General features: G+C 30.9%; 18 protein-coding genes. 15 read left to right on the top strand and 3 right to left on the bottom strand.

Going from position 1 to position 14,307, the window contains the following annotated elements; all coding sequences use genetic code 11:
• The first annotated feature begins 110 nt into the window (after positions 1-110).
• The gene (locus tag F8162_RS24800) at positions 111-467 is read left to right on the top strand and encodes a hypothetical protein (RefSeq protein WP_151630743.1); all 357 of its coding nucleotides are present in this window, start codon (positions 111-113) and stop codon (positions 465-467) included.
• A gap of 78 nt (positions 468-545) precedes the next feature.
• Positions 546-824: a hypothetical protein gene (locus F8162_RS24795; RefSeq protein ID WP_044783451.1), complete on the top strand. Its 279-nt coding sequence runs from the start codon at positions 546-548 to the stop codon at positions 822-824.
• Positions 825-872: 48 nt separating this feature from the next.
• Here F8162_RS24795 and F8162_RS24790 read toward each other — a convergent pair whose 3' ends face one another.
• A complete protein-coding gene (locus F8162_RS24790) occupies positions 873-1,262 on the bottom strand; it encodes a PH domain-containing protein (RefSeq protein WP_151630742.1) in 390 nt (129 codons plus the stop codon).
• Positions 1,263-1,677: 415 nt separating this feature from the next.
• Between F8162_RS24790 and F8162_RS28925 the strand changes: the two genes are divergently transcribed.
• The 10 genes from F8162_RS28925 to F8162_RS24745 all read left to right on the top strand — a co-directional run bounded on the left by F8162_RS28925 (position 1,678) and on the right by F8162_RS24745 (position 9,115).
• Positions 1,678-1,857 carry a hypothetical protein gene (locus tag F8162_RS28925; RefSeq protein WP_044783449.1) on the top strand — a complete coding sequence of 60 codons (180 nt, stop codon included), beginning with the start codon at positions 1,678-1,680 and terminating at the stop codon, positions 1,855-1,857.
• A 47-nt stretch (positions 1,858-1,904) separates the two neighbouring features.
• Positions 1,905-2,825 (top strand): helix-turn-helix domain-containing protein, encoded by a 921-nt coding sequence (locus tag F8162_RS24785; protein WP_151630741.1) that lies wholly within the window; start codon positions 1,905-1,907, stop codon positions 2,823-2,825.
• Positions 2,826-2,978: 153 nt separating this feature from the next.
• Positions 2,979-3,182 (top strand): hypothetical protein, encoded by a 204-nt coding sequence (locus F8162_RS24780; RefSeq protein WP_044783447.1) that lies wholly within the window; start codon positions 2,979-2,981, stop codon positions 3,180-3,182.
• A 149-nt stretch (positions 3,183-3,331) separates the two neighbouring features.
• A complete protein-coding gene (locus tag F8162_RS24775) occupies positions 3,332-3,511 on the top strand; it encodes a hypothetical protein (RefSeq protein ID WP_044783446.1) in 180 nt (59 codons plus the stop codon).
• Between the two features lie 47 nt (positions 3,512-3,558).
• Positions 3,559-4,545: a short-chain dehydrogenase gene (locus F8162_RS24770; RefSeq protein ID WP_151630740.1), complete on the top strand. Its 987-nt coding sequence runs from the start codon at positions 3,559-3,561 to the stop codon at positions 4,543-4,545.
• Between the two features lie 359 nt (positions 4,546-4,904).
• A complete protein-coding gene (locus F8162_RS24765; RefSeq protein ID WP_151630739.1) occupies positions 4,905-5,195 on the top strand; it encodes a peptidase M23 in 291 nt (96 codons plus the stop codon).
• A gap of 130 nt (positions 5,196-5,325) precedes the next feature.
• Positions 5,326-5,868: a P27 family phage terminase small subunit gene (locus tag F8162_RS24760; RefSeq protein WP_151630738.1), complete on the top strand. Its 543-nt coding sequence runs from the start codon at positions 5,326-5,328 to the stop codon at positions 5,866-5,868.
• 1 nt (position 5,869) lies between these two features.
• Entirely contained in the window at positions 5,870-6,127 is a 258-nt protein-coding gene (locus F8162_RS24755; RefSeq protein WP_063217750.1) for a hypothetical protein, read from the top strand.
• Between the two features lie 23 nt (positions 6,128-6,150).
• Positions 6,151-7,452, top strand: a complete 1,302-nt coding sequence (locus F8162_RS24750; protein WP_151630737.1) for a phage portal protein — start codon at positions 6,151-6,153, stop codon at positions 7,450-7,452.
• Positions 7,430-9,115: a phage major capsid protein gene (locus F8162_RS24745; protein WP_151630736.1), complete on the top strand. Its 1,686-nt coding sequence runs from the start codon at positions 7,430-7,432 to the stop codon at positions 9,113-9,115. The genes F8162_RS24750 and F8162_RS24745 overlap by 23 nt, the downstream gene beginning before the upstream one ends.
• A gap of 96 nt (positions 9,116-9,211) precedes the next feature.
• Here the strand turns inward: F8162_RS24745 and F8162_RS24740 are convergent, their stop codons facing one another.
• A complete protein-coding gene (locus F8162_RS24740) occupies positions 9,212-9,841 on the bottom strand; it encodes a hypothetical protein (RefSeq protein ID WP_151630735.1) in 630 nt (209 codons plus the stop codon).
• Between the two features lie 60 nt (positions 9,842-9,901).
• Positions 9,902-10,204 (bottom strand): hypothetical protein, encoded by a 303-nt coding sequence (locus tag F8162_RS24735; protein ID WP_044783440.1) that lies wholly within the window; start codon positions 10,202-10,204, stop codon positions 9,902-9,904.
• 229 nt (positions 10,205-10,433) lie between these two features.
• Between F8162_RS24735 and F8162_RS24730 the strand changes: the two genes are divergently transcribed.
• From F8162_RS24730 to F8162_RS24720, 3 genes are all read left to right on the top strand, one after another.
• Positions 10,434-10,655 (top strand): hypothetical protein, encoded by a 222-nt coding sequence (locus F8162_RS24730; protein ID WP_044783439.1) that lies wholly within the window; start codon positions 10,434-10,436, stop codon positions 10,653-10,655.
• A gap of 92 nt (positions 10,656-10,747) precedes the next feature.
• Positions 10,748-12,253 carry a recombinase family protein gene (locus F8162_RS24725; protein ID WP_151630734.1) on the top strand — a complete coding sequence of 502 codons (1,506 nt, stop codon included), beginning with the start codon at positions 10,748-10,750 and terminating at the stop codon, positions 12,251-12,253.
• Between the two features lie 158 nt (positions 12,254-12,411).
• Positions 12,412-14,292 (top strand): FtsX-like permease family protein, encoded by a 1,881-nt coding sequence (locus F8162_RS24720; RefSeq protein ID WP_151630733.1) that lies wholly within the window; start codon positions 12,412-12,414, stop codon positions 14,290-14,292.
• Positions 14,293-14,307: the final 15 nt, after the last annotated feature.

The following is a 14,307-nucleotide window of genomic DNA, read 5'->3' as shown; positions in this document are numbered from 1 at the left end:
ATTTTTTAAAAGTTTTTTTCGAATTTGGTTTCCGTTTTGAAATGTTCTATATATAATAACTTTTGTAAGAAGGGTAAATACAAAATTTTACAATTTGGAGTGTGATTGAGATGAAAACACAGTACATGGTTAGAAAGCACAGAAAGATAATGCAAGAACAGTTTAAGAAAACAATAGAGACCTTCGATGGTATGTCTGGACAACCTTATTTTGGGAAAATGGGGGGAGCCGGAAAAAAGTGGGGTGAACTTCAGGCAATGCACTTGCTAATCTCCGCGGTAGATTCAGTAATAACATATTTGGACTATCAAGATGGTGATACAAAAACGCTTCTTCAATATAAAGAAGAATTAAATATGCAATATGATAAATTAGATGAATTCGCAAATATTTTGTTGGGTGAGTATCTTGATCGGCGTAAACAGGAAAAAGAGATGAAACAAAGAAATAAATTGATGACTAAATGAAGAGACATATTCTAATTATTAATTTTAATTTAATTAATTATATATATATAGATTTTATAAAAAACGGAGGTTTTTGAAATGATTGAAAATATTTTATTAGACAGAAAACTAACAGAAGATGAAGAGCATACATTGGCAATAACTCTTTCGTATGCGAGTAACTATCAGCAGCTTAGACCAAGAGTCCCATTTGAGCAGTGGTTATTAAATATAATGGATGTAATTAGCAAACCAGAACACAAAACACGTGGTTCAATAGACATAGATAAATTTTATAGAGGGTGGGAAACTCTGCAATCAGACAAGCAAAAAATAAAATTTGATTGGAATAGTGGTCATGTTGTGTTAAGACGATGATGCGGAAGTTAAATTAATAATAATCGGAATATTGAAAAACCAAGCGGGTTAGTTCGCTTGGTTTTTCAATATCAACGAATCAAGTAACTTTTTGATTTCTTGTGCCACATGTAAAGGTATTTTTTCAACAGATGCTGTATTGTTTGATGTCACAATAACAATTTCGACACTTAATCCTTTAACATTGGTATTCACTGAACTAATGGAAGGTAAGGGGATTTCTACTTTATTGTTTTGAAACACTCCTTCGATTTTATGAGCGATTATTCTTTTATTGGTTATGTATAATTGTTCAATTGGATTGGGTTTTGAAGTAGCAACGCCAAGCAATTTTTCATCGTCTAACAAATCTTTTTCGAATAATTCGATTTGTTTTCGCATTGCTTTACGTCTTCCCCAACCAGCTAATTTAATAGTTTCTTCAATAGTATTTATCATTTGGAACACTCCTTTTGTCTAGACTCATAATAATTATATGAAAGATATTGATGAATTGTAATATATTTCATGAATTTTTAAATGTAGAGGCATTTGTATTCAAAAATTATCATGGTGTAAAATTGAGCAAAAATCTGTTCATTTATTCTAGATGTTTGGAAAAAATGTGCAGAAAACTGTCCATTTTTACACTGATAACTATATATACTAATAATAACTATATATACGATATTTAGCACAGAAAACTTGTCAGTTTTCGTGCTAGTGTCTTTTAACATATTGTAATTGGAGTGGACGATAAAAATTATAAATTTAAATGAAAAATATTAATTTTTTTGGTTTACAAATCTGCTTCTAGTACACATATATTATGTAGGGTATTACTAAATAGTAAAAATATATGGGGGTTATGGAATTGAAAAATACTTATATAGTTTATAATTTAAATCTCATGGAACATCTTATTAGAAAAGGTTATGGACTTATTGGAATTTCTCCAAATAAACATTGTGAGGGGAAATTTGTATTTTTCTTTAACGACAAAGATGGTCATATTAAATATGTAGTGAATCAATACAAAAATCAAAAAGCTTAAACATTATTAAATCCAATCAAATTTAAAATCAAAGGAGAACATTAAAGATGGGGAAGTTTATAAGACTACCAAGCTCAATTGTATCAACAAAAGAAAAATTAGCGATGTCAGCTCTGTTAATGTGTGCGAAAAATGATGATGAAATAATTACATCAGTTGCAGTGTTAGAAGCGAATTTAACAGGACTGACGAAATCGAATAGAAAAACACAAGATGATTTGTTTGAAGGTTTAAAAGCTTTAAATGCAAAAGGCATGGTTAATATTGAGAATATGCCGGGTAAAGTGAATGATCTTTTTAAGGTTATTATTACTGTTAAAGAGGAAACGTTCACAATAGTGTATTATAAAGAAATTCAAACAATTATGAGCGGAAATTATAAAGGAGCAGTGAACCGAGAATTATTTGCTTATTATACGGATTTAGCTTCATTTTATAACAATAAGAAGAAAGTTGCTTATCCATCAATTGAACAACTTGAAACGGTTACAGGGCTGACAAATAAAACAATAATTAATTATAACAATAAATTAAAAGAGTTAAATATAATTCATATTGAAAATAATGGGCTCATTAAAACGGAAAGTGGTGTACAAAGTTTAAGAAATACTTATTCTCGTAAAGAACACGCTGATTTATGTAAGGAAGAATCTGAAAAATATAAAAAAAGTATCGTTGATAAGGGCGGGCAAGTTCTTCATAAAAAAGACAAAAATAAAGATGCTCGCAAAATGAAATTAATTAAAGGTGAAAACAAACAGGAACAGTTATTAGATAAGCAAATCGTGTATGTTCAAAGAGATGAAAAAGGAGTTCCAATTATTGCATATAGGTATAATAATAATGTTAAAGAAGATATGTTTGCATATGCTAAACGCTCCAATATGGATATGCAAGAATACTTAAAATCAATTCAGACACACCATGGGGCAATCATTAAATATATTCTATGTAATCAAACCGCATAGGTTGTAAGTCAAGACTATTAAAAGATGATAGTTTTTATTTTGTTTAAAATCAATAAAACTATTAGTATTATGGTTTACAAATTGCTTATTTGTGGACATATATAATGTAGGGTATTACTAAATGGTGAAATACAAATATTAGGAGCGATAATTATGGAAAAATATATGACTGTAAAACAAAAAGAGGTATTATTCAAAAAACAGCGCATTTTTGAGTTAAAAAATTCAGGTTATACTCATCAACAAGTTTGGTTCAAATTAAATGAGGAATTAAAAGAGCTTAATATTAAAGCTGTTTCAATTAGTTATATTTATAAATATTGGAATGAAATGAAAAGAGAATATGGAATTAGTTAAATAGGTGCGATCATAAAAATGATGGCACCTATTTAATTTAATGAGGAGTGTTGGGAAATGAAAAGTGATGGGGTTATAGAAAATGCTAGAAATGTGGTTATGATTATGTGTTTATGGTTGTGGTTATTTGTTTAAAGAGGGATGGGTGTATGGAAATTAAAAATGGAAGAATTTATTTATATGATTCAAGGTATTATTTGAATTTAGGTTCGTTTGGTATTGAACCGATTATAAGTTTTGAGTATCCAAGAGAAACAATATATGTTTATGAATATAGCAAAGCGACAATTAAATTATTAGAAGAAATGATGAAGGGCTCGTTAGATTAACGGGCTCTTTTATTTTGTACAAAGAGAGATAAAAGGAGACCAATAAAATGCTAAAAAACGTGATGAGAGATATTAAAAAGGAATTGAGTTATGAAAGAAATACTGAAAAAAGAATGGATGAAGTATCAAGAATTACAAAGAAATATAATCTTAATGACCATTTTCATACATTCAATGCAAAGAAGGTAACAAGTGATAGTAAAACAACAACTACAATTAATGAAATATTAGATTTTCTTGCGGGATACATTCTTGAAAGTGAAAATCTTACAACAAAGAAAAATGAATATAACATCTTGGATGAAAAGAGAATGAAAGATGTTGAAATGAATGAGCAAGGTCTTCCATCATATTCAAGCGATGATGAAGAAACTACTGCTGAATTTGAATTGACAAGTGCTCTGATTAATAAGGAGCGACTATTAAAATATGAAGATACTGTATATCAGTTGTTAAAAGGTGATTATGAATTAATTAATGATGGTGCGGCGTTTGAGGATTTATGGTGTTATCAAACACTACCAAATGAAGATACTAGAGGACTCGTAGAAGGAATTTATAATACAATACAATATTATTTATCGGAAATGCATACAACACGTTCTAAGAAACAAATAATGATTAATAGAAGAATTAAGGAATTATTGTATGGAGACATTGGAAGCATTGTTCGTTCTTATACTAAATTTGAAACAGTACAAAAAAGAACTGGTGAAAGAGCAAGTAAAAAATATGCTACTGAATCTAATGAAGATATTACAACAAATAGACATCAACAAATTTTTAAATGGCTCGTAGCTGATAAAAGTGCTATTACAAATCCAAATGAAACTATTCCAATCATAGATTTAGAACAAGCTATTGAAAAGAATATTGAAAGTGGTTTCTTAGATGAAAAAGATACTGAAATGATTGATTTGTTAAAGGAACATTACAAAGGTGATTTAGTGGAATGTTTAAAGGTAAGTGGAAGACGTACAACATACCGTTATCGTCTTGAACGTTTGATAAATAAATTAGAAAAAATTTGCTGATTTTTTGACCAGAAGGGAGAGATTTCTCCAATATATTATGTAATGGTAAATACGAACTTTCTCAGGACTCTAATGTTGAAGCCATAGTGTCTAATTCATCTAAAAGACCATTACATTTTCAATTATTATCGGTATAGTTTTGCAAATTCACGAATGCTACTTATCTACTTCATTGATAAGTAGCAATACATAATTCATTTTCATACTCTCGGATGAATTTAGTAGCACTCTGGTCAAGTGCTACTTGAATTACTGTCACGTACTTCTTACAGCTCCATTAAACATTTGTGTTAGTGGGGCAATCTTTTTATTACTAATACATAGTGAATCATAACAAATAGATTGGTGGTGTAACGTTATTGATTATTGATGAATTACTCAATACAACAAATAAACGATTGGCTCAAATAGATGAAATATTATTAACGAATACTAATAGTACATTAAAGTTAATTGATATGCAGATACAATTGCTCAATGATGTTGAGGAACAGACAGAGGATAAACAATTCCTTGAACAAATAAACAAACAAATAGACCAGTTAAAGAATAATAGAGTGTTGTTGGTATTGGTCACTAAGTATATCGTGAAGAATGAATTAAATATTCAAGAAAAACGTGTGATAACAAATATTTTAAAGAGAGATTAAGAACTATACGCCCGTATTAGTCCAGAAAAAATGGGAGTAGTCCTTAGAATAACTTGTCCACACAAACGTTCAGAGAGCTTATCTTTTGGGCTAGTAGTTTAGAGAAAAATTCTTAAGAAGGAGGTTCAAAATGCCAAGAAAACATATTCCAATCCATCTCCGACAAGGGAATAAATCAGGTTTAACGCAAGAAAAAAAGCAACAGGTACAAGAACAAGAACTTGCTATGTCAAGGTGTAAAGAAGCTCTTGAAAATCCATCTGTATTATATGAAATGGACAATATTACAAGGAAATATTATTTCTTCATTTTACAATGGTTAAAAGATGCAGGTATGTACTCAATATTATCAAGTATAGATGTTATCTCTTTACATCAAATGGCTAAAGCATTAGCTATGGTTGATGAATGTGATAAAGAAATTAAGCAACTTGGTATGTTTATTAACACTGTAGTAGGTTCAACAAAGAAGCCAAATCCTGCATTAAATGAGCGTCGACAATCACTTAGAACATTTTACTCAATTGCAAGTGAATTTGGACTAACTCCAAGTAGTCGTGCTACATTGGCTCAAAATGCTAATGAAACCATGTTTATTGAATCTATTAATTTAGATGGTATAGAAAACGGTGTCAATAATTTATGGGAATCAATAAGCAAGGAGAGGCACTAATATGAAAGTCTTGCTTGATTTTAGTAAAAGTGGCACTGAAATAGGAATAGATAATATGCAAATATGGTTAGTACTTGAGGGCATTAATTTTTTAATCCAAGGCGACAAACGTTTCTTTAATGATAAAGAAGAATTAGAAAACAATGTAAAATATATTCGTGATTATCTTAACACTTATGGAAAGAATGCTTTATTTCAAAATAAGTGGACTAAACATGATGCTAAAAGATATTTAGCAATTCTATCAAAAATTTCTTAATGGGTGGTGAACTTCGAAATAATATGGGACTACTTGATTATTTTTATAAGAAAAATGATACGGAAGAACGTTCTTTATATAGTGCGGATGGTTCTGCGTTAGCATTAACAATGTTATTGGGTGGAGGAATTGTTAATGCCGATCAATTAAAATCAATTCCAACTGCTAAAACATCGCTTGAATTAATATGTAATTCTATTGCTCAATTACCAATTTATTTGTATAAAGAGCAAAATGGTGAAACAGTAAAAGTACCAAATGACAAGCGTGTAATGTTACTTAATAATGAACCAAACGAATTTGCAGATTCGGTTCAATTTAAACGTAAATTGGTTGAAGATTATATTCTTTATGGAAAGACGTTATCTTATGTAGAAAGAGCAGGAAATAAAGTGCTCCATTTACATGGATTAGATGCTGATAAAGTACAGTTTAAGTATTTAACAACAGATGGTGTTACTTGGAGTAAAATTGAAGTTCAATATATGGGTGCTGGTGGAGTAAAGATTTTACCATATGAAAATCTACTGTTAATTGACAGTGGCTCTAATGGTGTTCTAAAGAGTGGTGAAAGAACATTACAATTAGCGTTGAATGAGGTCGAATTCTCTAAAAGTCTATTAGAAAACTTTGCACTTCCAACAGGTGTTATTGAAACTGCTAGTAAAATGTCTGAGACTACTGTAAAACGACTGCGAAAAGGTTGGGAGTCATTATATGGAGGCGCAAGAAATGCTGGTAGAACAGTTATTCTTGAAGAAGGTTTAACTTATAAACCAATTTCATTAAAACCAGACGAACTTCAATTAACAGATTCAAAGAAAGTGACCACAAGCGAAATTGCAAGATTGTTCAGTGTTCCAGAATCTATGATTAACTCAAATTTAAATAAGTATAATAGTAACGCGGCTGAGAATCTACACTTCTTACAATATACTTTGTCACCGATCATTTCAGCAATTGAAAGTGCATTGGATAAGTCATTGTTATTGGAAAGTGAAAAAGAAGATGGTTACTATTTTCGTTTTGATGTTACAGAGATTCTTCGAGGAACGCCAAAAGAACAAACTGAAGCCATTGGACAAGCTCTTGAAAAAGGAATATTAAGTATTAATGAAGCTCGGGCGATGTTAGATAAGAATCCAATTCAGAAAGATTACTTTATGTGGTCATTAGGTGATATATTGTATGATGCTGAAAAAGATGAGTTTACCGTACCGAATACAAGTACGGTTATAGGTGATGAAAATTTATCTGAAAATAAAACTGAAAAATCAGATAAAATGGCAGGTGATACGAAAAATGAAAATGGAACTACGAGTTAATCAGACCAACATTGAAGCAAATGAAGATGGCTCAATGACCGTTAATGGCTATGTAAATATGACTGAACAATTTAGTGAAATGTTGGGACGCAACGAACAGTTTAAAGAAAAGGTTTCATGCGGTGCTTTTAAACGTGCAATTGAGAAAGCAAAAGAAATTCATTTTCTTGCTGAACACGACAATAGCAAAATCTTGGCTTCAACTCGCAACAATTCACTTCAATTGTCAGAAGATGCAAATGGACTCTATATGTCTGCAACGGTTGCTCCTACATCTTGGGGCAAAGATTATTATGAATTAATTAAGTCAGGAATTTTAAAGAACATGTCATTTGGATTCCGCTCAATTAAAGATTCATGGAAAAAGACTACTCAAGGTTATTTTGAACGGACAATCCATGAACTTGAATTATTTGAAGTTTCAGTTGTAAAAGACCCCGCATATTCTCAATCTTCAATTTCTGCTCGTGGAATTGATGTTGTTGAAGAGGTTGAAGTACCTGCTGAGGTTAAGAGGAAAATAGTAAGAAATATTTATGAAATGAGTCGCAAGGCTCTTATTGAATTGCGAAATGACTTGCTCGAACAATCACAAAGTTATGAAACTCGTGGTCTTACGGAAGAACACGAATATGAACAATTAAAATATCAAATTCGAGATATTGAAATACAACTTAAAAAAATAGATAAGAAAGAGGTTAGAAATATGGTTGAATTATTAAGTCCAAACGATACAAATATAGAACAACGTGGTTTTGAAGAATTTTTAAAAGGTAACTTATATTCTGAAGAAGTTCGTGCAATTACAACAAGTACGGCACCAGGACAACTAACAGTTCCAACTTCAATTTCCGATCAAATTATTAAGAAATTAGAAGAAGTTGCTCCATTATTTGCACTATCTAAACAGTTTCCAAGTGAAAGTGGTCATCTTGAAGTGTTAAAAGAAACAAGTATTGGCGGAGCTCAATGGCTAGGTGAAATGGAAAATGCAACTCCAGCAGATTTCACAATGTCAAAAGTAAAATTGGAACAAAAGCGTTTAACATCAGCTATTGAATTATCTCAACACCTAATCAATGATGCTGGCTTTGATATTGTGAGTTATGCAATCAATGTTCTATCAAGTCGTATTGCTTATTCAGTTAACCGAGCAATTGTTAATGGAAATGGTGTTGGACAAATGGAAGGTTTCTTAACTGCAACATTGGCTCCAGAATCAGTGATTGAAACCGTTGCAGGTACAATTACTACTGATGATATTTTAGGATTATTCAACTCTATGAATCCAGAACTAGTCGAAGGTGCAGTGTTTGTTATGAATCGTAATACTTGGAATAAGGTTTCAAAGTTGAAAGATGCTGAAAACCGATACTACCTTGTGGATTTCAAAAATGGTAGTGGTTCTAAATATTACACTATGCTTGGATTACCAGTAATGATTACAGATGCTATGCCAGATGTTGCAGCAGGAAACAAAGCAATTGGTTTAATTAATATGGGTGAAGCATATGGAACTTTGATTAAAAAGGGAATTGAAGTACAACATGTTTACGCTGATAGTACACAAGCACTTCGTGGTTCTCAATTAATTGTTGCTTCTATCTATCTGGATGGAAAAATCATTAATGACCAAGCAATTCGTTTATTGTCTATTAAATAATTTCACTTACCGTATTGTGGATAATAAATAATGCGGTAAGTTCCCAACACTCCTTTATATACCCGATGAAGATTATTATTCATCGGGTAATACATATTAATAATTAATTCCTAGTTTTTCTTTTAATTCGTGGAACAAAATTTTATTATTATCTTCTAAAACTATATAGTTATGCTCATATTCATCATGGTTTGAAACAATATCGTTTATAATTTTTAGATGATTTGAATTTTCAATAGCTTTAAAAATTATTGTTACAGATTTAAAGGGTCCATGAGCACCTTTTTTTATATTATCGAGTCTAAATAGGTCTTGAACAACAGTAATTTTATATTTAAATTTATTTATAATTCCCGTATTTTTTTCATGATCCTTTAAAGTAATTGAATCGTTTCCTCTTTTAACCGATACCCCATACTTGATTTTATTATCCGATGATAAAAAGGCATAATCAACTTTATTTTCTCTATGATTATATCCGATTTTTGGGACATCACTTTCAATATTATATGGTAAATTTAATTCATCTTTAAAAGCTTTTAAGAACATAGCCACTAATAACTCAGTTAAACCTGTTAGATTATCAGTGTTGCCTTTGTATTCATTACATTTTGTATAAAAACGTTCTTTAATGATGTATAAGTCATTACATGTAATAGTTAGGATATTATTTTTAATTTGCATATATATATCATCAAAAAGCGACTCGATCAATAACGTTTGCATATTAAAGAAACCTCCTTTTTATATAAAATAACAATTTTATAATTCAATAATAAAAGCATATCATTTGATATGCTTTTTGTATTGAATTTTTTTAGCAAATTTATCTTCATATCTGAATGAATGAACAGACCCTCTAACTCTCCAATCAATACCTTCCCGTATACTTTTATGAATCGGAGCGAATGGCAACGTTGACCGATGAACATATTCCTTCATAAATCGAGCGGTGGCTTGGATAGAAGGGAAAGTTTGTTTATATTCGCCATTTTCATACCATTTAATACGAATACCTACAGCACGTTTGTTTTTTATTTTTACGTCCTCAACATTTTCACTTGTTTCTTTTGATTTAAAACTCTCCACAGTTATACCACCTCTTAATTGTATTATTTACCATTAATGTTATATTAATCTAGTTATTTTTCTGCGTAAAGATGTATTAAAAAAAGTTAAAAATAATTTTTCGATTTGGTTTCCACATTTAAATGAACTATATATAATAACTTCGAAATGCAAAACAAAGTATTTGTGAGCTCTTCAAATAGAGCATTTATATAGTTAGGAAATTATCGAGAGGGCGGGTTGATGTAATGTGAAGAATACAATTTTCGGCACTGTAAACGAACAAATTAAAGTAATGAATCGGGAACATTTGGAAGGTGGATTAATTAGAACAACTTTTAAGTATGGAAAATTTACTGTTGTCGGAGTAAGTAATGAACCATCAACAGAAGCTATTAAACGAATGGCTGAAAATATAAGTAGTATTGCTGAAAAATATGTAAATGAAGAATTAGAACAAAATATTGCTTGATTAATATAATTATTCTCTTCTAAATTATTTAAAAATTACCAGCATTTGTTAAAATTATTTATATATTACATGACAAAATGAGGTGTCATAACGTGAAACCAAATATTAAAGAAGTGGCTATTTATTTAAGGAAATCAAGAGATGAGTCTGATGGAAAAGAAGATGTTCTAGCAAAACATGAAAGTTTACTTTTAGAGTATGCAAAAAATCACAATCTTAAATATGAGATTTATAAAGAAATTGGCAGTTCTGAATATATCGATTCAAGACCGAAGATGGTTCGTTTGTTAAGTGATGTTAGCCAAAAACTATATGATGCAGTTTTGGTTGTTGATTTAGACCGTTTATCACGTGGTGACCTCGAAGAGATGGGGCGTATTAGTAGAGTTTTTAGTGATTCTAAAACAATAGTAATAACACCAACTAAAACATATGATTTTAATAATGAAGACCAAGCACTTATTAATAACTTTGAAATGGTATTTGCCAACCATGAGTTTCGTATGATAAGAAAGAGAATGATTCGTGGTAAACAACAAGGTACGAAAGCAGGGAAATGGACAAATGGAAGACCGCCATTTCCATATGTTTATAATCGCTTAACGAAGGAACTTGATGTTGATCCAGATAAAGTGAAAGTTTACGAACTTATGAAAAAGATGTTTTTGGAAGACATGAAAGCAACATATGAAATTGCTTGGAAGTTGAATGAATTAGGATTTAAGACTAACAGGAACAGTTATTGGTATGAAAATACGGTTCGCAGGATATTAAAAAATGAAGTGCATTTAGGAAAAGTTGTATATGGAAAGACTTCCGGAAGTGGTTCAAAGAAAAAGTTGAATGCTAATGGTGTTCAAATAAAAGATAGGTCTGAATGGATTATTGCTGAGGGTTCACATCAACCATTAAAAACTGAGGAAGAGCACCAACGTATATTAGCAATACTTGAATCAAGAAGGTATACACCAAAGGGAACAAGAACAAATGTCCAAGTACTTTCAAAGTTGATATACTGTGGTAAATGTAATAGGGTAATGTCTTTTACTGGAAAGGCTAGTGGTAAGAAATATGTAAAAACTTGTTTGACAACAGATCATTTTGGAAACCGCTGTCATAATAGGTGTCTTAATGTTGAAGTTATTTATGCTCAATTATTTTTGGATTTAGAGGACTATGAACAACAATTACTTAATCATGAACCAAAAGAAAAGCAGGGGGATAGTTCGACACTGCAATTAGCACTACATAATAAACTGGTAGAGTTAGAGCGGTTGGAGAAAGGGATTGAACGTATCAAAGATTTGTTTATTGATGAAATGATTGATAAGTCGGAGATGCAGATGCGAATTGAAAAACAAAAACAATCAATGCAAACGAAGAAAGAAGAAATTCGGTCTATTGAACAATCACTTGCAGTTATAGAGAATGTAATAACAGACGATGACCGGCTACATGCAATTAAGGAGTTTAAGAAAGCATGGAATACGGAAGGTATTAGTAAAAGAGAACTGAATACTCTTGCTAAACAATTGATTGATAGGATTGAATATGTTCGTGAAGGTAATAATGTAAAAATTAATATAAAGTTTTTATAACCTATGTAAACTTTTACATAGGTTTTTTATTTTTTTAAATAAAGATTTCACCAGATTACCTTACACTAATGTAAGGTTTTTGTCATTTGAATCGATGGAAGCTATTTCCGCATTTTACTAATATAAGAACATAGTTAGCAGAAGGGCGGAGAAGTAATATGAACATTAGAGAACTCGCATACCGGAATGTAACGCGAAATAGACGAACATACTCAGCATATTTTTTAAGTAGTGCATTTGCAATTATGGCCTTTTTTGTGTACTCATTTTTTGCGTTTCATCCGGCATTAAGCGCTGGAGAATTGGGACAGTATGTATTCGTAAGTATGTCTTTTGCACAGTCCATTATTTACTTATTTACGTTTTTCTTTATTTTATATTCGATGGGAATGTTTTTAAAAACGAGAAAGCGTGAATTAGGAATTTTAATGATGTTAGGTATGACGAAATATCAATTAAAGCGTCTTATCTTCTTTGAAAATATTATGATTGGGATAGGGGCAATTATTTTTGGAATACTTGCTGGAATGCTGTTTTCCGGAATATTACTATTTGTAGCTCCGATGATATTAAAATTAGATATTACTTTAGCTTATTACATACCAATGAAAGCTATTGTTGTAACGAGTATTATGTTTTTCATATTATTTATGATTATTTCATTATTTAGTGCAGGAATGGTTCGTAAAAATAAAATTATGAAATTGTTTAGAGGATCAGCAGAAGCGAAGCCAGAACCGAAAGCATCTATTATTTCTTCTATATTAGCAGTCATATTACTTAGTGCAGGATATGCAGGAGCGCTTCTGTCACATGGCGCAATGGTATTTGTCATGATGATTCCTGTTACAACGGTAGTCATTATTGGTACGTATTTGCTGTACAAGCAGTTAAGTGTCTTTATTATTAGACTATGTAAAAAAAGTAAACGTTTCTATTGGACACAGACAAATATTATTACGCTGTCAGATTTAGCTTACCGTATGAGAGATAACGCAAGAATGTTCTTTATTGTAACCATTATTTCAACTGTTGCATTTTCAGCAATAGGTACACTAGTTGGTTTCACGTCAATGACGAAAGGGATTATGGAGAGACCAATTGCATTTCAGTATCATTCTAAGCAAGGGAATAGTAATGAATCACAGCATTTGAAGATGATTGATGAAGGGTTAAAGAAACATAGTATAGTAGCTTCTAAAACGAATATTTCAACGAAAAAGGCGGAGGAGCAGTCGTTAAGAAATGCCGTTTTTATAAAAGAATCAGACTATAAGAAATATGCGAAGTTAACAGGAGAACCATTTCAAACTGTAGCAATTAAAGAAGCTTTATTTTTATCAGTAGATATACCAGGACCACGGATGAAAGAAAGAAAAGAAATTACTTTACCACATTTGAATGAATCTTTAAAAGTGAAAAAAGTTAATACTTCCTCATTAAGTAAAATATTAAGAGGTAACGTCTATGTAATTTCTAAAGATCAATATGATGCATTACAAGGTGGATTTAAAGAAGAAAAAGATTATGTGTACAAAACAGAAGGAACGAAAGATGAAATTGAGGTTGGTAAAGAACTTACGCATCAGATAAAGTTTTATCAAGAATATTCAATATTTAGTGCGGAAGAGTATGAACAAAATCAAAGTTTACAAATGGCAGGACCAATTTTATTTGTAGGTTTCTTTATTGGTATAGTATTTTTCGTTTGTGCAGGAAGCTTCCTTTACTTCCGTTTGTTTTCTGATTTGGAGGATGATACTCGTTTGTTTGAAATGATTCGAAAAGTAGGTTTAACGAGCGGGGAATTATCGAAAATAGTTACAATCAGGTTGGCACTTTTATTCTTCGTTCCAATAGGTGTTGCAACATTACATGGAGCGGTAGCGTTAACTGCACTGGGACAGATGTTTGAGTACTCACTATTTAAAGAAAATGCGATTGTATTAAGTATTTTCGTAGGAATTCAAGTTGGTTACTTTTTACTGATACGGTCTCGTTATTTAAAACAATTGAAAGAGAGATTGCGCATTCGTTAAATGTGTTTTTTTAAC

The sequence above is a fragment of the Bacillus sp. CH140a_4T genome (assembly GCF_008923725.1).
In the GTDB taxonomy this organism is placed as follows: Bacteria; Bacillota; Bacilli; order Bacillales; family Bacillaceae_G; genus Bacillus_A.
The sequence above is the reverse complement of the archived record's forward strand: the minus strand, read 5'-3'. Positions and strand labels throughout refer to the sequence as shown.